The sequence below is a fragment of the Limnofasciculus baicalensis BBK-W-15 genome (assembly GCF_024178385.1).
GTDB lineage: Bacteria > Cyanobacteriota > Cyanobacteriia > Cyanobacteriales > Coleofasciculaceae > Limnofasciculus > Limnofasciculus baicalensis.
The window spans coordinates 1-19,502 of sequence record NZ_JAMZMM010000082.1 but is presented as its reverse complement, the minus strand read 5'-3'; the positions used below and the strand labels follow the sequence as shown (position 1 = coordinate 19,502).

The window sequence follows — 19,502 nt, the reverse complement described above, 5'->3', positions numbered from 1 at the left end:
GAGTTTAATGAGCAATTGTTAACTGAGTCTCCCACAACTATTGTAATTCCCAATAGTAACCAGAAATCTAATCTCACCTCAGAGCCTACTTCTGAAACACCAAAAACTATTATAATTCCCGATACCTCAGCTTCGCCTCCCCCACCAGAAACTAATAAAACTGAAAACGGGGAAACCCCTACTACTCCCAATGCCCCAGACTCAGAAACTCAACCTAATCAAAACACTGAAACTCCTCCAGAAACTAATAACGAAACATCAACCGATACCCAACCACAACTCACTCCTGAAGAATTAGCCAGACAGGAGAAACTAATTGAAGCTGATAGACTCTATAAAACTGGAGATATTGCCGCTGCCCAAAAACTATATCGCGAAGCTAAAGCACCATTCGTTGAATCCACAGAAAACCAAACACAACCCTCTGCTATTTACGATCCTACCCAATTATCTCCCGCTGGAGCAGTATATTGGCGACAAGCACAATCAGGATTACAGCAAAATCTGGAAACTAAAACTTTAATCCCCCTAAAATTTTTAGTCCAACAACAGCCGGAATTTATTCCCGCTCAAGTACAATATGCCCAAGCTCTCAAAAATTATGGACAAGAGGAAGAATCATTACAAGTACTAGAAAAAGCCACTGCATTATATCCCAACGAACCAGATTTAATCAAAACTAAAATTACCGCACTTAATGATACCGAAAAATGGTTAGAAGCATCCCTTGCCGCACGTCAATTTGCCCTACTTAACCCCACACACCCTCAAGCTGCCGAATTTGAGACAATGGCAGATGAGTATTTGGAAAAATATAAGTCTCATTTGCGGAGTGAAATGAGAGGAAATGCGATCGCAAATGTCATTACTGGTGCGTTAGGCTATATCTTTACAGGGAATATCTTTGGCCCTATTTCCGCTATCGATACTACTGTCTTGCTATTGCGAGGAGAATCAGCCGTAGGCGAAAAACTCTCCGAAAGAGTGCAAAAGCAATTACCTATGTTAGAAGATGAAGAGGTTTTAGCCTACGTGCGGGAAGTAGGAAATAAATTAGCCGCCGTTGCTGGGCGTAAGGAATTCGAGTATCAATTTTATGTGGTAATGGATGAGGAAATTAATGCCTTTGCTTTACCAGGTGGAAAGGTATTTGTCAATGCCGGGGCAATTCTCAAAACCAAATCTGAAGCAGAGTTAGCTGGTTTACTCGGGCACGAATTATCCCATGCCGTTTTATCTCATGGCTTTCAACTAGTGACAGAGGGAAACTTAATTGCTAATGTTACTCAATATATTCCCTTTGGCGGTACGGCAGCCAATTTAATCGTTCTCAATTATAGTCGAGATATGGAACGTCAAGCAGACGATTTGGGGACTAAAATTCTAGTAGGCGGTGGCTATGCAGCCGATGGCTTACATAACATGATGATTACCCTCGGTGAGGAAGAAAAAGAGCGCCCTGTATTCGCTTGGCTATCCACTCACCCCGATACTAAGGAAAGAATTGATAATTTAGAAACTTTAATTAATCGCAATGGCTACAACCGCTATGCTTATGAAGGTGTGGAAAGACATCTGGCGATTCAGAAACGAGTTAGGCAATTACTGCAAGAATACAAGGATAGTGAAGAAGACGAGGAAAAAGAAGAGTAATCGGCTTTTTCAGTTGGATGGAAGGCTTTTTTTAACGCAAAGAGCGCAAAGTAAGGCGCAAAGAGCGCAAAGATTCTATCTGTAGGGTGCGTTGTCGCGAAGGCGCAACGCACCACTAATACAGTTTCCATCTCCATAAAAAGTTCCGTTCCTGGCAAATCATAAGGTGGAAAAAGTTCCTGGGGGCGTGCTTTTGCTGAGTTATCCAGGGGATAGGGATTGGAATCTGGTTGATGAACCGCCGGAGATTTCAGATGGGGAATTTCCAGCGCCGCAAACTGATGATACCACTCCTGGAGCCAAGCGATCGCAACTGAATAAGAATGATTATCATTTTTATTGTATCATGGTCTGAGGATACCAAATCCAGTATGTAGGGTGAGCGATCCAACCCACCTATAGAGTCAACTGACAGAGTTGGCTTAACTCCCATACCATTCAGGTTGCTAATTTACGAGGAAGAGAAACCAATGTCCCTAAATGTAAGTACAGAGCTAATTCAACAAGCCGAAGCTGGTGCTGTAGATGAGAAAGCCTTTGCCGAAACCATTCGAGAATCCCTCCCCTATGCGTGGCAAATCGTCGATAAGCTATCCTACAGGATTCATCAGGAAGGGATGGAGTGGGCAAATTATGCTGTCGCACCCCCCAGCGAAACAGAAAGAGGACAATTGTTACGGATGGTAGGTGGCGATGCGATTCGACGTGCAGTAGAAAATCACTTTAAAGTGAAACTAGCATTTCAGAATTGCCATAATCTCGCAGCATTTCAGCCAGATGCCATAGATTCGGCTGCTTACCAGGAATTTACCTCAATTCGCACTCAAATTTTGAACCAAACTCCTGAATTTAAAGACTGCTAAAAACATTAATGTCATCCTCACTCATTACTCTGGTGGTAGGTTCCTCTGGTGCTGGCAAAACAACCTGGATACGGGAAAACTTAAATAGTGTTGCTCAACCAACTCTATACCTGAATCTGGGAGCGGGGACAACGCCAATTGATGCCACTTATTTGGCAGGCGAAATTCCCCAACTAACTGTGCTATCAGAGCGGGAAATTACCACCTTCCTATCCTCCTCTACTGCTAATTACTCTGTTTATATTGAATTGGGATTCCATATAGATTTGAAATCCTTGGTTTTACCAATTGAGATTAATAATTGTCAAAGAGTTGCGGTATTACCACCGGGAACCAGGCAAACTGAATGGCACGATTGGGCAGAAGTTATTGTGGTTGGCACTCCCACGAATCTAACTCTGACACAATCCCAGCTTTGGCGTTGTGCTATAACCGGACAAATTCTCGATCCAGCTAGTTTGAATACTTTCTGGTATGAACTTACAAATGGTGCCTATGGCAATGTCCATCGAGCGAAAGGAATCTTCGATCTTGCAGATGGACGAGCATTTTATTTCGATTTCGTTCCCGGACTTCCTGATAGTAAATACATTGAACTTAATTTACCTGTCTGGCTAAATGGTAGACCTAATCGCTTTAGTGGTATTGAAGTAGTCGGTGAAAAATTGGACGAACCAGCAATCGCCCAAACCCTAGAAAATAGCTGCTTAAATGATACAGAGATTGCCTACTATCAAGAACAAATCAAAGAGTCATTAGCACAAGAGGAGGAAGATGAATCATGAAAATTGCCGTAATATCTTGCATTCATGGAAACTATGAAGCATTGAATGCCGTCTTATCAGATATTGAAGATAAAAACGCCGACAAAATTTACTGCTTAGGCGATTTAGTTGGTTATGGACCTCACCCAAATGCAGTTGTAGAAATGATCCGTTCTCTTGATATTCCCACCTGTCAAGGTTGTTGGGATGAGGATATTGTAGAAGGTTTGAATGCCTGTGAATGCAGCTATCCATCTGTACTTGCAGAGAAACGAGGGCAACTTGCACATGAATGGACAAATCGCGAGATTCATCCAGAAGTGCGAGATTATTTAGCTCAATTACCGATGACTTTGCGTGAGGATAATCTCTGCTTTGTTCATGGTAGTCCTCATAGTCAGCATGAGTATTTAATGCCAGAAATTGATAGTTTTGTGGCGATGGAAAGGGTTATGACAACAGGTGCTGATATATTGTTTTGCGGACATACTCATGTACCTTATGTGCGATCGCTAGATCGTGGACAATTGCAGATTCGTGTTAAAGTTTCTAACAATTCAGAAGTGCAAAATATTAGTTTTATGGCTCCCCTGAAGCGAATTGTTAATGCAGGTTCCGTAGGTGAACCACGTCATGGTAGACCAAATGCTACCTATGTGCTATACGATCGAGATACCGATCTCATAACCCTAGAGGAAGTAGAATATGATTATAAAAAAACCTGTGCGGCAATTATTGATAAAGGTTTACCGCCTATTTTTGCATGGCGTTTAGCACGGGGTTTAGAGTTTGCGGAAAGTGCTGACGATCCCACTCATGTATGTGAAAGATGAGAAGATATTTTTTGGGGTTTATTTGTTGGGTGTCAGTATTTTTTTTCAAAAAGAGCGCAAAGGGCGCAAAGAAGAGAAGGGAATTCTCGGTGTGTTTCAGCCATTCAATAATCTCTATAATATCGAAACTTAGAACAGGCAAGATGCCTGTTCTAGAGCAAGGAGGAAGAGTATAGCCATGACACAATGGGCAATTATGAGCGGAATTGAGGGTAATTTAGCTGCTTATGAAGCAGTTTTACAAGATTTAAAAAGGCAGCGTCAGCCAATTGAGGCACTTTATATCTTAGGAGATGTTATTGCCCCCAATCCAGAAAGTGAAAAAGTAATTCAACGGCTGCAATCGCCCCGCAAAAATGAACCTGTGCCTCAAGTTTGTCAAGGTTGGTGGGAAGAACAACTTCTCATTTTATATGGATTGGGAAGGACTGGTGAACCAACGGAGTTGATAAATCGCTATGGTAATGCGATGGTAAAAACTCTGTGGGATGCTGTGGGTAAATCCTATTTGGAATGGATTCGTTCTCTTAATTTTGGTTTATTTGAATTGGATTGTTTACTGATTCACGGGAGTAGTGTGAGTGTCAGCGATGAACTTACTCCTGATACTCCTGCAATTGAAATGTTAGATCGATTGATGCGGATGGATGCTAATAATCTATTTTGTGGGAGATCCGGATTGACATTTCAATATGAAATAGAGGAGGGATCTGTTACTTCAACTGTTGTTACATTGGATAGTTCTAATTCTCCTCAATCAAATGTTGTTAAACCTCGTCAAGTTATTGGTGTTGGTAATGTGGGAGGTGTTCCTGGAAAGGCAACATATACTCTTTACAATTTCTATACTAATCAGGTTGAATTTAGAACCGTGACATATGGTGTGTTTAAGGGATTTAAACTCAAATCCCCGACTTCTTGAAGCAGTTAAGCATCTTTTCAACCTCAAATCCCTGACTTCTTCAAGCAGTTGGGCATCTTTTGAGACTCGTGGTCTAGTATAATGAGAACGATTATCATTCCCATAATACCTATGTCGTCTACCGAATTAGCACCTCAAGTAGCTACTGAATCAGAAAAACCCAATTCAGCAGCACAGAAGTTAACACTGACTAATCGTCCCCGCCGCCTGCGCCGTACAGAAACCTTGCGCCGGATGGTGCGAGAAACCAACCTGCGAGTGGAGGATTTGATTTATCCGCTATTTGTGATGGAAGGGGAAGGAAAGCAAGAAGAAGTGGCATCAATGCCGGGTTGTTACCGTTACACGCTGGATTTGCTGCTTAAGGAAGTGGAGGAAGCGGATAATTTGGGGCTGGGAGCGATCGCGCTTTTTCCCTTAATCCCCTATCATCAGAAAGATAATGCTGGAACCGAAAGTTATCATCCCAATGGCTTAATTCCCCGTGCGGTTCGTGCCATCAAACAAGCAGTTCCTGATCTAGTGGTCATTACTGATGTCGCACTCGATCCTTATAGCAGCGAAGGACATGACGGGATTGTCCGAGATGGTAAAATTCTCAATGACGAAACTGTTGCCGTCCTAGTCAAACAAGCTTTAATACAGGCAGAAGCTGGCGCTGATTTTGTTGCCCCTTCAGACATGATGGATGGGCGCATCGGTGCGATTCGCCAAGCCCTAGATGCAGCAGGCTGGATTGATGTGGGGATTCTCGCCTATTCTGCTAAGTATGCTTCTGCCTACTACGGACCTTTTCGAGATGCCCTAGATTCAGCACCGAAGTTTGGCGACAAGAAGACATATCAAATGGATGCGGCTAATGCCACAGAAGCAATTAAAGAAGTAGCCCTCGACATCGCAGAAGGGGCGGATATTGTCATGGTGAAACCTGCCCTGGCTTATCTGGATATTATTTGCCGCCTCAAGCACCATGTAAATGTACCGATCGCTGCCTACAATGTCAGCGGGGAGTATGCCATGATTAAGGCTGCTGGCGAGCGAGGCTGGATTGACGAAAAGAAAGTGATTTTGGAGACGCTGACAAGTATTAAACGGGCGGGGGCTGATTTAATTTTGACCTACTTTGCCAAAGAAGTTGCTTTGATGTTGCAGATACTTCAAGCCCGGTCAACTCCCTAGTTTTCCGGACATAGCGTAGTAGATACCTGTGTATCTAATCCGGCAATATCTCGCAATGCCTTAAGGAAAATCCCTAAAGCGCCATTCCAATCTCTAGGAAGTTTATGTCCACATTTAGGACATTTAAACTTCTTAGAACTACCTAGTTTAGCGTGTACGTTACCGCATTTGGTGCAAGTCTTGGAAGTGTATTCCTCTGTTACATCTAATAGAGTACACCCACGTTTAAAGGCTTGAAATTTTAATGTTTCTTTAAACCTGAAATGCGCCCAACACAACATCTGACGAACGGTTTTAGAATTAATCTTTCTTTTTTTATGACCTGTTTTGGCTACCATTTGGGAAGTCTCAAAAGTCGGAAGAAAGATAACTCTGTACTCCGTCGTTAACCATTTAGCTACTTTTTTGTGACATTCATCAATTAGGTGCCGAACCCGAATAAATAAACTATCAATCTTAGCTTGTACCTTTTGACGCTGATGTTTATTTTTACGTCCGACTAATTTAGTTTTGAGAGATATTAATTTATCGGTAAAGCGACATAACCTGTATATTTTGGTAATGTCTCTATTCCCAATATCAATAAACTTCTCCCCGTCAAATCCAGTCAGGAATGACCTTACTCCTGGGTCAAGCGCTATCATGGTTTGTTTGTCTGATCTTTGAGGTATAAACTCAACAGGGAATACAGCAAACCAGCGCTTTTTATCATAAACTAATTGAGTTGAGGTATCCCATGATAAGACACGAAAAGCAGTTTTAAATGATTTATCTTTTTGCTTAATTTCATACGGAATATCCGCAGTTGGTAATGGCTCAGAAGCTTTAAACTCTAAACCTTTTACCTCAGTCGGATACCAAGTACCATTTGAATAGTTTTCAGGTTGAAACTTAATTGCACGCTTGGCATCTCTCCAACTTTTAAACTTACCTGCTACCTCCTGTTTAGTTCCAGATTTGAGGCTGTCAAGAAAAGCTTTATGAGCATCTAAAACCGCTTCACCTTTTGGATTGTAAGGACATTCTTTAACCCAATCCGGAGCATTGTTAAGTATTAATTTCCTCAAATCATATTTAGATATTTTTCCATGTTTTCTCAAATAGGCAATACTTTGATTAAAGCAATACTTAGTCGCTGCTAACCATTTTTTCCAGATTTGATGGAGTTTCTCTTCTGGGTAAATCCTGATCTTTAGCGATAAGAGATTTGTATTTTTGTAATCCGTACAATCTGGCTGAGAAATAATGGAGGATTGCAAGGATGTCCTCAACCATTTCTTCATGGGGAGATAGCTCAACTTGGTTGAGAACCACGATTTCGCAAGAGTGTTGGGAACACAGCCAAGCGAAGAAGTCGAAGCCAAATCTAGCGAGTCTGTCTTTATATGCGATAACAATACGCTCGATATCTCCTGACATAACTCGTTCCAATAGGGCAAGAAACTTCTTTCTTTTGTAGTTAAGACCTCCTCCAATTTCTGCGATAACTTCTGCTGTAACGTATTGAGATTGGAGATAGTCACATTGACGTTGTAAATCTTCTCTTTGTTTGGGACTTGAGACTCTGGCGTAGATGACAGTAAGTCGGGAAGACTTAGTTGTAAACCTTGTGATGTCGTAACGTCTTTTACCTCCCGGAGTACGGAACGCCTGGATTTGACCCGCTTCTTCCCAACGTCGGAGAGTTCGTTCATTAACCCCAAGAGTTCTAGCAGCCTCGGCTGGTGTGACATACTTATCGGACATTGCACTTTATTGAACTACTACAATAATATAGCGTTATGTCCAGTATTGTCGAGCGAACTTAATATTTAGTAACGCCAGTCGTAAACTGACTCCCTTCGGTACTTGAAGAATATTTCTGGTTGGGTTAGGGAGTCTATCCCCTGGGTGCGTTATGTGCAAGCTAACGCACCAGCCAAGCTATGGAATCCAGATAATTGATAGTACTAATTGGGTTTCAGGCAAAAAGCCTGCGCCTCCTGACGAAATAGGTGAGAAATTTCCAGCATCTATGTGTTATGATAACGATTATCATTATTGTAATTCAGTAGTCAGCTTAATGTTACAAAACTTAAAATTCAGACACCTAGCGAGTTTTGCCCTAGTGATGGGATTATGTGGCTGCAATACCCCACCGCCAACCACAGTGACAAATTCATCTCCTGCTAATTCGGAAGCAACCGCGAGTGGGAATCGCCCCCTAGTTGTGGCTACTACCAGCGTTTTGTGCGACTTAACCAAGCAAATTGCACAAGATACAATTGACCTAAAGTGTTTAGTTAATCCCGGGGAAGATCCTCATGTTTATCAGCCTAAACCAGAAGATCGAAAAGCGATCGAAAATGCCAAACTTATTTTATATGGAGGATATGACTTTGATTCTAGTTTAATTAAATTAGTGAAAGCAGCCAGTAACCCTGTGCCGAAAATTGCTGTACATGAAGTAGCGGTTCCCAAACCAATTATGGGAGAAGCGCACGAACATGGAGAAGAAGAAGGACACGAAGATAAAGGGGAAGGGCACGAAGATAAAAAGGGAGAGGGAAAAAACCACGCCGAGGCTGAAACAGCACCAGATCCCCATGTTTGGCACAATGCTCAAAATGGAATTAAAATGGTGGAAACTATCTCCGACTCCCTAGAAAAACTAGTACCGGATAGTGCCACATTGTATGATACTAATACAAAAAAAATAACCGATGAACTAACAAAAGTTGATAGTTGGATTAAATCCACAATTGCCACAATTCCTCCCGGACAAAGGAAGTTAATCACAACTCACGATGCCCTCGGTTATTATGTCAAAGCATATAGTCTTGAATTGGAAGGTGCTTTAAGTGGACTGAGTACGGAAACTAAACCCACAGCAGGCAGAGTGACGGAATTAGTTAAAGCAATTAAACAAGCCAATGTTCCCACTATTTTTGCTGAAACTACAGTTAATCCCAAACTGATTGAAGCCGTGGCTAAAGAGGCAAAAGTTAAAGTTTCAGATAGAGAATTATACGCCGATGGATTGGGAGATAAAGGGACAGAAGGGGAGACTTATCAAGGAATACTCAAAGCAAATACCCGCACCATTGTCGAAGGATTGGGTGGAAAATATACACCCTTTCAGTAGGGGCTAGGGAGTATCTGAAGTAGGAGATCCTCGCCAGAAGAATGTATCAGTGTCACAAACAACTCTCATCGACTCGCCCTCTTTACTTTTTAGGTTGGGTTGAGATACGAAACCCAACGCAAGTAGGTTGAGTTGAGGTACGAAACCCAACCACAACAATTCCTTCTTCACAGATGTAACTCTGACATCATCCCAACTATTTTCAGTCAATGTTAACTTATAAAATCTAGGAAAAACCAACCATGATTGCTACAGCTACCCCAACAAAAACTGAAAAGAATGACATAATCGATATTCCTAAACGGGGAATGCCCGTGACAATTATTACAGGATTTCTCGGTAGTGGCAAAACCACCCTACTCAACCACATCCTGAACAACCGCGAAGACTTAAAAGTGGCAGTTTTGGTCAATGAGTTTGGCGATATTAATATAGATAGCCAACTATTGGTTTCTCTGGATGAAGATATGGTGGAACTGAGTAATGGCTGCATCTGCTGTACGATTAATGATGGATTAGTGGATGCAATTTACCGAGTTTTAGAAAAAGAAGATCCCGTTGATTACATGGTGATTGAAACTACCGGGGTAGCAGATCCATTGCCAATTGTTTTAACATTGGTGGGGACGGAGTTGCGAGATTTAATTAGCCTGGATTCTGTACTAGCTGTTGTAGATACCGAGACATTTACACCAGACCATTTTGACAGTGAAGCCGCCTTAAAACAAGTAGCTTTTTCTGATATTGTTATTCTCAATAAAACTGACTTGGTTAATCCGGAAAAGATCGCAGAATTAGAAGGATACATTCAGACAATTAAAGTGGGATCTAGAATTATACAATCTCAGTACGGGAAAGTACCTTTACCCTTAATTCTGGATGTAGGTTTGACCCAAATAGATGCTTACACTCAAATTACATCTGAAGCAGAAACAAAAGAACATCATCATCACGAACATCACCACCATGAAGAGCATCATCACGAACATCACCACCATAAATATCATTCTCACCACTTAGAAAATGATGGTTTTATCTCGATCTCTTTTCAAAGCGATCGCCCTTTTGATGTGAACAAATTTCAACGATTTCTGAGCGAAAAAATGCCCAATAATGTCTTTCGTGCCAAAGGCATTCTTTGGTTTAGTGAAAGTGACTCCCGTCATATTTTTCAACTCAGCGGTCCCCGCTACAATCTCAACATCGAACCCTGGTTGACTCCTCCTAAAAATCAATTAGTATTAATCGGACGTAACTTGGACGATTGCCAAATACGAGAAGAGTTAAATCGGTGTTTAGTTTGACAATACTTACGGATATAATGGCGTGTCAAGGCTAAAACTATCTAATAAATGCAGGTTGGGTTGAGCTTTCGCGTAACCCAACACACCCCCAACTGATGCACCGTTTTAAGCTGTCTCAACCTGCTCCTACCTTGGGGTGAATTATAAAATACTAAATTACCCTCAAAAAAGGAAACTTTGATTATGACTCAATTAACGAAACAAAATTCACCTGAATCTGGAACAGAACAACTCTATAATACCACTAGTTATACAGTCAATAAATTTGTCTGGAAGTGGCAAAATCAACCAGTCAACGCAGTTTATGAAACAGGAGGAGAAGGTAAGCCAGTTTTGCTTCTACCCGCTTTCAGTACCGTTTCCACTCGCAGTGAAATGAAGGGAATTGCCGAATTACTAGCACCGCAGTTTCAAGTAACAACTTTAGATTGGATTGGTTTTGGAGAATCAGATCGTTTAGCATTAGATTATCGACCGGAAATCTATCATCAATTTCTGCAAGATTTTGTGAAATCGGTCTTTAATACACCAGTGACAATTATAGCAGCAGGTCATGCTGCGGGTTACGCGATGCAGCTTGCAGTTTCCCAACCCGGTGTTTTTGCTAAGATTATCTTAGTCGCACCCACCTGGCGCGGACCTTTGTCAGCCATGGGAGTATCTCAAAAGTTTTCTGGTATGGTAAGAGATGTAGTGAGATCCCCTCTATTGGGACAACTGCTTTACAAGTTAAACACCGCCCCAGCTTTCCTCAAATTTATGTATCGCCGCCACGTTTACCATAATCCTGCAAGCTTAACTAAAGATTTTATTCAACAAAAATACCAAATTACCCAAAAACCTGGAGCCAGATTTGCACCCGCAGCCTTTGTTACAGGAAATCTAGACCCCGTTAGAATCCGGGAGGATTTTCTCTGTTGGTTTCAACCCTTACCCGCACCTTTAACGATAGTTATTAGTGAGGAAGCCCCACCGAACTCCAAAGGAGAAATGGAAGTTTTAGCTAAATTACCGGGAGTACAAATTCAAAGAGTTTCTGGTTCCCTGGGAGTCCACGAAGAGTACCCCGCTGCCGTGGTGGCAGCCATTGAGTCTTTCTTACGAGACATTATTTAAAAAGGAGTGATAGAGAATATGACTAGCCGTACAGAAATCGAGAGAATCCCCGTAACAATCCTCACAGGTTATCTGGGGTCAGGGAAAACCACCTTACTCAACCACATACTGACTCATGAACATGGAATGAAAGTAGCAGTTATCGTCAACGAATTCGGGGAAGTAGGGATTGATAATCAATTAGCGATCAATACCGACGAAGAAATTTTCGAGATGAACAACGGTTGCATCTGCTGCACCGTGCGAGGCGATTTAATTCGGATTGTCGGTAACTTAATGAAGCGCCGCAATAAATTCGACCATTTAGTAATAGAAACCACAGGGTTAGCAGATCCTGCCCCCGTAATTCAAACCTTTTTCGTGGATGAAGATATGGCAGAAAAACTCTCCCTTGACGCAGTAGTAACGGTAGTAGATGCCAAGCATATCTGGCAACATTGGGATGCCGATGAAGCCCAAGAACAAATTGCCTTCGCCGATGTAATTTTACTAAATAAAACAGATTTAGTCACCCATGAAGAACTCGCAGAATTAGAAAAGCGCATTCGCGGGATAAATGGGATGGCAAAAATCTACCGCACTTACAATGCCGAATTAGACATGGATGCTTTATTGGGTGTGCAAGCCTTTGATTTGAATCGCGCCTTAACCATAGACCCAGAATTTTTAAGTGAAGATGCTCACGAACATGATGCCACGGTTGGGTCAGTTGCCATAGTAGAATCAGGAGCTTTAGATGGCGAAAAAATCAATAATTGGATTAGTGAATTATTGCGAACGCAAGGACAAGATATTTTCCGAATGAAAGGAATTTTAAATATTGCAGGAGAAAACAATCGCTGTGTATTTCAAGGAGTACACATGCTCTTTGATAGTAAAATAGATCGCCCTTGGCAACCTAATGAAACCAGAAAAAATGAGCTGGTATTCATTGGTCGTAATTTGAATAAAACCCAACTAAAAGAGGATTTCTGCAAGTGTCTATTCAGATAGAAAAAGCCAGAAAGGGTAAAATATCAATGCCCCTGAAACAATACGATTCCGGGATACTTTCCGATTATGTCACTGCCGTTAGTTGGTCTCCTAACGGTAAAATTATCGCCATCAGTTCAGCAGGAGGAGAAGTAATATTATGGCAGGGCAAAAATAAATGGTTAACCTTACAATCCGCCACCGGATTATCTGTAGATTGTCTATCTTTTTCCAGAGATAGTCAACTATTAGCCGCTGGTGGACAAGATGGGATAGTCAAAATTTGGCGATTACCTTCTCAAGAATTAATTACCACATTAGATAATAGCCCAGCTTGGGTAGATAGACTAGCGTGGAGTTTTACTGACAATCATCTCGCATTTAGTATTAGTCGTTACGTTCAAATATGGGATGGGGATAGCAATACTATCATCGCCAACCTGAATTTTGAGGCATCCTCAGTTTTGAGTATGGATTGGCATCCTTTGGTGGCAAATTTAGCCATTGGCGGTTATCAAGGTGTCAAAATTTGGCATGGTGTTAATTGGGATGATGACCCTGACATTTTAGCAGTTGCTTCTGCCTGTCAAACAATTGCTTGGTCACCAAATGGTAAGTATCTGGCTTGTGGTAATATAGACCGTACTCTGGCCGTTTTTGAGTTAGGGAAACCTTATCCTTGGCTAATGCAAGGATTTCCTGGTAAAATTCGTGCCTTAGCTTGGTCATCTAAGGCTACTTTATTGGGTGCGCCACTCTTGGCATCAGGAAGTGCAGAAGGAATTGTTGTCTGGGAAAAGCAAATACAAGAAGAATTAGCTTGGGAAAGCTTAGTATTAGAAGGACATGAGGAAGTCGCAACTGCAATTGCCTTTAAACCCAACACCTTTCTCTTAGCTTCAGCCTCAGCCGATGGCAGGATATGCTTGTGGGAATCTGCCGAAGAATTAGTACAAACTTTAGGCGGAGTCTCTCAAGGTTTTTCCTGTATCGCTTGGCAACCCCAAGGACAATTGCTAGCTGCTGGAGGAGATAATGGAGAATTATTAGTACTCTCTACTCCTGCTTATCAGGCGAGTATCCCCAAGGGATTTCAGTCAAGTTAACCAAAAGTGACTTATTTCCCTAGCAGTTTTTTGACACTCCTTACTGAGAACTATTCCGGGGAATGGAGAATGGGGGAGAAATATTTTCAGCTGATGTTAACTTAGCCCAGGGATAAAGCATCCTACGCCATCTGACTTCAGCCCCACACCACAAAAGGAATTCTCTATAATAAATATTAGTAGTCCTTAGATAGTCTATTGTTAAAGATTTTGAGGTAACCTTGATGACTAACGAAGACAAGCAAATCGAACAACCTGCCAAGACTAAACCTATCTCCCGATTTCTTGGGGGGGCAGCGTTAGGTACTTTTGCCATAATCATCCCTATTTCATATGCTTGGCCTATGGATTTGAACCCAGTCAATATCGGTTTTGCCTTATTGCTGGTTATATCCTGCGGGTTACTATCAAGTATTTGGGGTGGAAAATTTATTGACGCAGCGATGGATGTTTTAAACTCTTTTGGTTCTTAAACTATACCATTAATCTCAATTGGTTCGCGATCGCGCAATATAGTATTGGTATCGCTATTATCCTTACACCTGTGGTCAGGAACCCCATAGAAGACAGCCAGGGGCTTGAAAACTACCCGACTCTAACGAGCGGGATACAAGCCCGAACCTGACCAGCCTCAGTCTTAACAGACTCCGTTCAGAGCAAGAGTTAAAATTCTTACCTTGGAATGCGTAGCTAGTTCCTTGCTCTAAAACCAGATTGTTAAACATCTTTGCAGTTAATGCTTAATCCTGATATCCAAGGTAAAGAGTATCAACAAGGTACTCTAACAGGATATGAAGCCAGAGAGTATCTTTTAGAAAAGTGGAACAGACAATGTGCTTACTGTGGAATTAAAGACGTACCACTACAAATAGAACACATTCAGGGGATATTATTAAGGCCGTTGTACTGAGTGGTAAGAAAGTAGGGGAATATTTGGGACGTGTTTCGTGTCGTGCAACAGGTAGTTTTGATATCGCCACCAAAACAGGAAGAATATCAGGCATTAGTCACAAATATTGTTTAGGAATCCATAAAAAAGATGGGTACTCTTATGTATTTTAAAACTATTTTGACGGCGACTAAAGTCGCTGCCGCGTTCCTCCCCGTGTCTAAAGCCAGGGGCTTCTCGCTCGTTTTTCGGTGACCAAAAATGCACTAAGCGCCTTGGCGACTGCTATATATTCTTCAAAAGAGTAGCATTGGCTCAAATCCTTCCCCACTCCCTACTCCCTACTCCCTGTCTTCATTATTCAATTTAGCTGCTTAACAGCTTATGATCTATGAAACCAGACTCTCAGCTCCCAAACTCACACCCCATCCCCAATTATGCAGCTACTGTGCCTCAGCAACGGTCATGGAGAAGATATTATAGCAGTCCGGATTTTGCAAGAATTGCAGCGCCACCCCAATCCGCCAGAATTAGTCGCACTGCCGCTAGTGGGTGAAGGAACTGCTTATACTCAATTAGATATACCAATTATTGGACCAGTGCGGACGATGCCATCTGGTGGTTTTATTTATATGGAAAGTCGTCAGTTAGTGCGAGATGTCCGAAGTGGTTTACTTCAACATACTTTAGCTCAACTGAAAACTGTCCGCCGCTGGGCGAAAAAAGGTGGTGCGATTCTGGCTGTGGGGGATATTGTGCCGCTATTGTTTGCTTGGTTGAGTGTTGCGCCATACTGTTTTGTCGGTACGGCAAAATCGGAGTATTATTTGAGAGATGAAGATGGACGTTTGCCTAATCGACCAAAGTCTGATGGTTGGTCTGGTTCAGTTTATTTGCCGTGGGAACGTTGGTTAATGAGTCGGAAGCGCTGTAAAGCTGTGTTTCCCAGAGATCGGCTTACTACTAAAATATTAAAGGAGCGGTCAATTCGTGCTTTCGATATGGGTAACCCGATGATGGATGGTATTGCACCAGAACATCCGGAACCTATATTTTATGAGCCTGATGCAGAATTGAAGGAAATGCAGCGATCGCTAATCATCACCATCCTACCAGGTTCGAGAATACCAGAAGCTTACGAGAATTGGGAATTAATTATTCAGGGAGTCGCTGCGTTACTGGCAACATACAAAGATCGACCTTTATTATTTCTCGCTGCGATCGCACCTAGCTTAAGTTTAGATCCTTTACGGGAAACTCTGGAAACGGTAGGCTGGTCAATAGGAGTTACTCCTCCTCACCTTCACCTCAAAGATCCCACTGCTATAACATTTACCAGAAAAAATGCCACTTTAGTCTTAACTCAGGATGATTATACCTTCTGCTTGCGTCAAGCTGACTGCTCTATCGCCATGGCGGGAACCGCTACTGAACAATTTGTAGGATTGGGCAAACCTGCGATCGCAATTCCCGGTAATGGACCTCAGTATACTCCTGCCTTTGCCGAAGCGCAATCCCGTTTATTAGGACCATCATTAATACTGGTAAAACAACCTAATGATATCCCGATGGTATTACAGAAACTATTAACCGATCCTGACAGAGTACAACTTATCGCCGAAAATGGTCGTCGTCGTATGGGTGAATCTGGTGCTGCGAGTCGGATTGCACGCTCTTTGATGGAGTCTTTTGGTTATTAGTTGTTGGTTGTTGGTTGTTGGTTGTTGGTTGTTGGTTTTTCCCTACTCCCTACTCCCTACTCCCTACTCCCCACTCCCTACTCCCCATATAATGAGCACGGAGGGATTTGAACCCCCGACCCTCAGGACCGGAACCTGATGCTCTATCCACTGAGCTACGTGCCCTTGTCTGTAATGGCTTTATCAGCACACTACATCCAACCATATCATACAGTATAACTCCAATTCTGTCTAACGATCGATCCTATCCAGAATGGGTAGTAAACTACCTACACCAAGTCGGAGTACCGAACTCCCCACTCCCCAAAACCGATACGGCATCCGCTGTGACACTCCCCACTCCCCACTCGCGACTTAGCATTACAAAAATTTACTCAAAATCTGGTAAAATCTAACGCTTTATCTTCTGACAGAGATTATAGTAATACTTGGGACTTCTTTGTGAAGTACCTTGGAGAAGATTAAGTAAACCTTAATTTTAAACCCAAACTAAAACATCAGGGATTCAAACTAATTGGGTAAAGGAATTACATAAATTTCTTAAATCCCTTTCCTGACAACAAAACTCATCGGGCAAGTAATCATGATGATACTATTAGGAATTTACCTCTTAGTGGCTTGCAAATTATTGCATACCTGGCTAAAATCACTCCAGAAAAATCTTGACATATCATACGATCAAAAGTATCTGTGTTGGGCTGTCTTGGCAATCGCCACCGTTTTCTGGCCTATTGTCGTCCCGATTTCTTATATGGAAAAATGTGCTAAAGTGGAACGGGATTTTAATAAAATCTCAATTAATCAAATTCAAGATCATCTTGTTTGCGATCTGAATCGTTGAAGGATAAAGACTGAAGGCTGACTTTTCATAATTCATACTTCATACTTCATAATTCCACGCCAAGCCTCCAAATCTGCCAAAGCGCGATCGCGATACATCCCATATCTTTCCTGCTTACTCTTAACCCGCACTCCCAACTGTGGCAAAATGCCAAAATTCGGCGGCATGGGTTGGAAATGCTTGGGGGATGCTGAACTGATAAACTCAAATAATGCCCCCATCATCGTTGTTCCTGGTAGTCTCACTGGCTCTAATCCCAACACCAACCTTGCCGCATTTGTCCCCGCCAGCCAACCCCCCGCTGTTGCGGCGGTATAGCTTTCTGTTCCCACCAATTGCCCTGCTGCTAGTAAAGTATGACGTTTTTTAAATTGTAGCGTAGAATACAGCAATTCTGGTGAATTAATGAATGTATTGCGGTGCATTACCCCCATCCGGACGAATTCCGCATTTTCCAACCCTGGAATCAGCCGAAATACCCGTTTTTGTTCGCCCCAACGGAGATTGGTTTGGAATCCTACCATATTCCACAACTCACCCGCCTTATCTTCCTGACGCAACTGCGCCACGGCATAAGAGCGATCGCGCTTTGGGCTTTTAGTTTGCTCAATATCAGATAATTGAGTTAAATTTTCGCTGAGGTTTTCTTCTTCTTTGATATTATTAGTACGCGGATCTGATAGTCCGACGGGTTTTAGCGGACCATAACGCATAGTATCCTCTCCCCGTCGTGCCATCTCTTCAATAGGCAAACACCCTTCAAAAAACTTGGCCGTTTCCTGCTCAAAATCCTTCAATTCCGCTTTCTGGGCTTGACAAAGTTCCTGCCAAAAATGTAGATATTCTTCCCGATTCATGGGACAATTAAGATAAGCTGCCTCCCCCTTGTCATAACGAGAGGCCATAAAAGCAATATCTCGATTAATCGATTCTCCCACCAGAATCGGCGACGCAGCATCGAAAAAACTCAAGTAGTCCATACCTGTGAAGCGTTGTAAGTCTTCTGCTAAAGCTGGACTAGTTAAAGGACCACTTGTTAATACTACTACTCCCCCCGAAGCAATATCTCCAGTGGGAATTTGCGATACATCCTCTCGTCGCAACTCAATCAGAGGATGACTGGAGAGAGTTTCGGTTAACTCATGACTAAATACCCCTCTATCTACTGCTAATGCACCTCCGGCGGGAACCGCATGTTTATCGGCTGTGGCAATAATAATCGAACCCAAACGGCGTAACTCTTCATGAAGTAAACCAGAAGCGCGATCGCTAGCTTGTGCGCCAAAGGAATTACTACAGACTAATTCCGCCAATTCCTCAGTATGATGAGCTGGACTCATGATTACGGGTCGCATTTCATGTAGAATAACCCTTACCCCTGCCCGAGCAATCTGCCAAGCCGCTTCTGTACCCGCTAATCCACCACCAATTACATGAATCATTATTTACATCTCAATATTCTTCAAATTCATCAATCATGTGAGGATCGATCAGGGTAATGTCAAAGGGATCTTTTGACTCAGTATCTCGTTCATCTCGCTTAACCCGATGATATTCCGCACTGACACCACCCGCAAAGACGATCTCGTCCTTATGTTTGAGGATGTGGGTATTGTATTTGCGACCATTAATCAATATTCCGTTGGAACTATGATTACCGTCAAGATCCCCATCTACAATTTTGTAGTCGTAACTCCCATCCTCTCGATCCTGCCGTACTAAAGTTGCATGACGGCGAGACACAAACATGGAAAAGATGCGGATATCAGAGTTTGGTTCTCTACCCATTGAGTATATCTCTCCTCCCAAGGGAATTTCACGGCTTCCCTTATCATCTGTCACAATTAACCAGTGAACCTCATTTGGTTCGCAAGGAGTTTCAATCACATCTGGATTTAAAGACATTGGCTCAGTTGCTCTCAAACTGACTGGTAGCAGATGGAGGTAAGGTTGATAGGATTGGGAGAGTTGGATTTCAGGCATTGTCTTGGGTGGCTTGAGTCAGGAGTGATATGGAATGATGTGCTATTTGCGATCGGCTTCGGTGACGCAATTGGCGATTTCGCTAGATCGTTTTCCTTAAAGCGACTAGGTATCAGGACTTCAATCAGTAGTCAATAGAGGGGAACACAAGAGGATAGTTCGTACCTAGTTTAACCATTGAATGATACAATTGGCTTTATTTAGGTCTTCACCTAGCCCCTAACCTCTAACCCCTAACCCCTAACCCCTAACC

19 protein-coding genes, 1 tRNA gene and 1 pseudogene are annotated in these 19,502 nt (G+C 42.4%); 16 read left to right on the top strand and 5 right to left on the bottom strand.

The genetic code is table 11. The features are described from left to right. From NJ959_RS10630 to hemB, 7 genes are all read left to right on the top strand, one after another. The coding region (locus NJ959_RS10630; protein ID WP_254011721.1) for a M48 family metalloprotease at positions 1 to 1,653 on the top strand (1,653 nt) is incomplete at its 5' end. Between the two features lie 166 nt (positions 1,654 to 1,819). Next, complete coding sequence (locus NJ959_RS30670; protein WP_373693639.1) at positions 1,820 to 2,008, top strand: hypothetical protein; 189 nt, start codon at positions 1,820 to 1,822, stop codon at positions 2,006 to 2,008. Positions 2,009 to 2,123: 115 nt separating this feature from the next. Next, positions 2,124 to 2,516 (top strand): SCO5389 family protein, encoded by a 393-nt coding sequence (locus NJ959_RS10620; RefSeq protein WP_254011720.1) that lies wholly within the window; start codon positions 2,124 to 2,126, stop codon positions 2,514 to 2,516. An 8-nt stretch (positions 2,517 to 2,524) separates the two neighbouring features. Continuing rightward, positions 2,525 to 3,301, top strand: a complete 777-nt coding sequence (locus tag NJ959_RS10615; RefSeq protein ID WP_254011719.1) for a CobW family GTP-binding protein — start codon at positions 2,525 to 2,527, stop codon at positions 3,299 to 3,301. Then, positions 3,298 to 4,113 carry a metallophosphoesterase family protein gene (locus tag NJ959_RS10610; RefSeq protein WP_254011718.1) on the top strand — a complete coding sequence of 272 codons (816 nt, stop codon included), beginning with the start codon at positions 3,298 to 3,300 and terminating at the stop codon, positions 4,111 to 4,113. Before NJ959_RS10615 ends, NJ959_RS10610 begins: the two co-directional genes overlap by 4 nt. A gap of 178 nt (positions 4,114 to 4,291) precedes the next feature. After that, a complete protein-coding gene (locus NJ959_RS10605) occupies positions 4,292 to 5,035 on the top strand; it encodes a metallophosphoesterase family protein (RefSeq protein WP_254011717.1) in 744 nt (247 codons plus the stop codon). 111 nt (positions 5,036 to 5,146) lie between these two features. Further along, complete coding sequence (gene hemB, locus NJ959_RS10600; protein WP_256529030.1) at positions 5,147 to 6,214, top strand: porphobilinogen synthase; 1,068 nt, start codon at positions 5,147 to 5,149, stop codon at positions 6,212 to 6,214. Here the strand turns inward: hemB and NJ959_RS10595 are convergent. Together NJ959_RS10595 and NJ959_RS10590 are read right to left on the bottom strand one after the other, a co-directional pair. Beyond that, positions 6,211 to 7,371, bottom strand: a complete 1,161-nt coding sequence (locus NJ959_RS10595; protein ID WP_254011722.1) for an RNA-guided endonuclease InsQ/TnpB family protein — start codon at positions 7,369 to 7,371, stop codon at positions 6,211 to 6,213. The genes hemB and NJ959_RS10595 overlap by 4 nt on opposite strands. Next, a complete protein-coding gene (locus tag NJ959_RS10590) occupies positions 7,343 to 7,960 on the bottom strand; it encodes an IS607 family transposase (protein WP_254011716.1) in 618 nt (205 codons plus the stop codon). Before NJ959_RS10590 ends, NJ959_RS10595 begins: the two co-directional genes overlap by 29 nt. A gap of 316 nt (positions 7,961 to 8,276) precedes the next feature. Between NJ959_RS10590 and NJ959_RS10585 the strand changes: the two genes are divergently transcribed. The 8 genes and pseudogenes from NJ959_RS10585 (at position 8,277) to NJ959_RS10550 (ending at position 16,425) form a co-directional block, all read left to right on the top strand. After that, positions 8,277 to 9,338, top strand: coding sequence for a metal ABC transporter solute-binding protein, Zn/Mn family (locus tag NJ959_RS10585; protein ID WP_373693640.1), 1,062 nt, complete (start codon positions 8,277 to 8,279; stop codon positions 9,336 to 9,338). Between the two features lie 242 nt (positions 9,339 to 9,580). After that, positions 9,581 to 10,642, top strand: a complete 1,062-nt coding sequence (locus NJ959_RS10580) for a CobW family GTP-binding protein (protein ID WP_254011714.1) — start codon at positions 9,581 to 9,583, stop codon at positions 10,640 to 10,642. Positions 10,643 to 10,825: 183 nt separating this feature from the next. Beyond that, positions 10,826 to 11,758: an alpha/beta fold hydrolase gene (locus NJ959_RS10575; RefSeq protein WP_254011713.1), complete on the top strand. Its 933-nt coding sequence runs from the start codon at positions 10,826 to 10,828 to the stop codon at positions 11,756 to 11,758. Positions 11,759 to 11,776: 18 nt separating this feature from the next. After that, complete coding sequence (locus NJ959_RS10570; RefSeq protein WP_254011712.1) at positions 11,777 to 12,751, top strand: CobW family GTP-binding protein; 975 nt, start codon at positions 11,777 to 11,779, stop codon at positions 12,749 to 12,751. Beyond that, complete coding sequence (locus NJ959_RS10565) at positions 12,736 to 13,836, top strand: WD40 repeat domain-containing protein (protein ID WP_254011711.1); 1,101 nt, start codon at positions 12,736 to 12,738, stop codon at positions 13,834 to 13,836. The genes NJ959_RS10570 and NJ959_RS10565 overlap by 16 nt, the downstream gene beginning before the upstream one ends. A 224-nt stretch (positions 13,837 to 14,060) precedes the next feature. Beyond that, positions 14,061 to 14,309 carry a hypothetical protein gene (locus tag NJ959_RS10560; protein ID WP_254011710.1) on the top strand — a complete coding sequence of 83 codons (249 nt, stop codon included), beginning with the start codon at positions 14,061 to 14,063 and terminating at the stop codon, positions 14,307 to 14,309. Positions 14,310 to 14,715: 406 nt separating this feature from the next. Next, positions 14,716 to 14,898 (top strand): annotated as a pseudogene (locus tag NJ959_RS30960) (RNA-guided endonuclease IscB); the annotation flags it as partial. A 264-nt stretch (positions 14,899 to 15,162) separates the two neighbouring features. Then, on the top strand, positions 15,163 to 16,425 hold the full coding sequence (locus NJ959_RS10550) for a lipid-A-disaccharide synthase-related protein (protein ID WP_254011709.1): 1,263 nt from the start codon (positions 15,163 to 15,165) through the stop codon (positions 16,423 to 16,425). 92 nt (positions 16,426 to 16,517) lie between these two features. On the opposite strand, the gene NJ959_RS10545 is transcribed toward NJ959_RS10550, so the two are convergent. Further along, positions 16,518 to 16,590: transfer RNA gene (locus tag NJ959_RS10545), tRNA-Arg, on the bottom strand. Positions 16,591 to 17,008: 418 nt separating this feature from the next. Here NJ959_RS10545 and NJ959_RS10540 point away from each other — a divergent pair. Then, positions 17,009 to 17,266 (top strand): hypothetical protein, encoded by a 258-nt coding sequence (locus NJ959_RS10540; RefSeq protein ID WP_254011708.1) that lies wholly within the window; start codon positions 17,009 to 17,011, stop codon positions 17,264 to 17,266. A gap of 32 nt (positions 17,267 to 17,298) precedes the next feature. Here the strand turns inward: NJ959_RS10540 and trmFO are convergent, their stop codons facing one another. Both trmFO and NJ959_RS10530 read right to left on the bottom strand, forming a co-directional pair. After that, a complete protein-coding gene (trmFO, locus tag NJ959_RS10535; protein ID WP_254011707.1) occupies positions 17,299 to 18,708 on the bottom strand; it encodes an FADH(2)-oxidizing methylenetetrahydrofolate--tRNA-(uracil(54)-C(5))-methyltransferase TrmFO in 1,410 nt (469 codons plus the stop codon). 10 nt (positions 18,709 to 18,718) lie between these two features. Then, on the bottom strand, positions 18,719 to 19,249 hold the full coding sequence (locus tag NJ959_RS10530) for an FHA domain-containing protein (RefSeq protein WP_254011706.1): 531 nt from the start codon (positions 19,247 to 19,249) through the stop codon (positions 18,719 to 18,721). Positions 19,250 to 19,502: the final 253 nt, after the last annotated feature.

What these genes read in the sequence shown, in the direction of transcription:
- NJ959_RS10620 (WP_254011720.1), top strand. Translation starts at nt 2,124, where the DNA reads ATGTCCCTAAATGTAAGTACAGAGCTAATTCAACAAGCCGAAGCTGGT.
- NJ959_RS10590 (WP_254011716.1), bottom strand. Translation starts at nt 7,960, where the DNA reads ATGTCCGATAAGTATGTCACACCAGCCGAGGCTGCTAGAACTCTTGGG.
- NJ959_RS10570 (WP_254011712.1), top strand. Translation starts at nt 11,777, where the DNA reads ATGACTAGCCGTACAGAAATCGAGAGAATCCCCGTAACAATCCTCACA.
- NJ959_RS10585 (WP_373693640.1), top strand. Translation starts at nt 8,277, where the DNA reads ATGTTACAAAACTTAAAATTCAGACACCTAGCGAGTTTTGCCCTAGTG.
- NJ959_RS10530 (WP_254011706.1), bottom strand. Translation starts at nt 19,249, where the DNA reads ATGCCTGAAATCCAACTCTCCCAATCCTATCAACCTTACCTCCATCTG.
- NJ959_RS10605 (WP_254011717.1), top strand. Translation starts at nt 4,292, where the DNA reads ATGACACAATGGGCAATTATGAGCGGAATTGAGGGTAATTTAGCTGCT.
- NJ959_RS10580 (WP_254011714.1), top strand. Translation starts at nt 9,581, where the DNA reads ATGATTGCTACAGCTACCCCAACAAAAACTGAAAAGAATGACATAATC.
- NJ959_RS10575 (WP_254011713.1), top strand. Translation starts at nt 10,826, where the DNA reads ATGACTCAATTAACGAAACAAAATTCACCTGAATCTGGAACAGAACAA.
- NJ959_RS10610 (WP_254011718.1), top strand. Translation starts at nt 3,298, where the DNA reads ATGAAAATTGCCGTAATATCTTGCATTCATGGAAACTATGAAGCATTG.
- NJ959_RS10550 (WP_254011709.1), top strand. Translation starts at nt 15,163, where the DNA reads ATGCAGCTACTGTGCCTCAGCAACGGTCATGGAGAAGATATTATAGCA.
- NJ959_RS10540 (WP_254011708.1), top strand. Translation starts at nt 17,009, where the DNA reads ATGATGATACTATTAGGAATTTACCTCTTAGTGGCTTGCAAATTATTG.
- NJ959_RS10560 (WP_254011710.1), top strand. Translation starts at nt 14,061, where the DNA reads ATGACTAACGAAGACAAGCAAATCGAACAACCTGCCAAGACTAAACCT.
- trmFO (WP_254011707.1), bottom strand. Translation starts at nt 18,708, where the DNA reads ATGATTCATGTAATTGGTGGTGGATTAGCGGGTACAGAAGCGGCTTGG.
- NJ959_RS10615 (WP_254011719.1), top strand. Translation starts at nt 2,525, where the DNA reads ATGTCATCCTCACTCATTACTCTGGTGGTAGGTTCCTCTGGTGCTGGC.
- hemB (WP_256529030.1), top strand. Translation starts at nt 5,147, where the DNA reads ATGTCGTCTACCGAATTAGCACCTCAAGTAGCTACTGAATCAGAAAAA.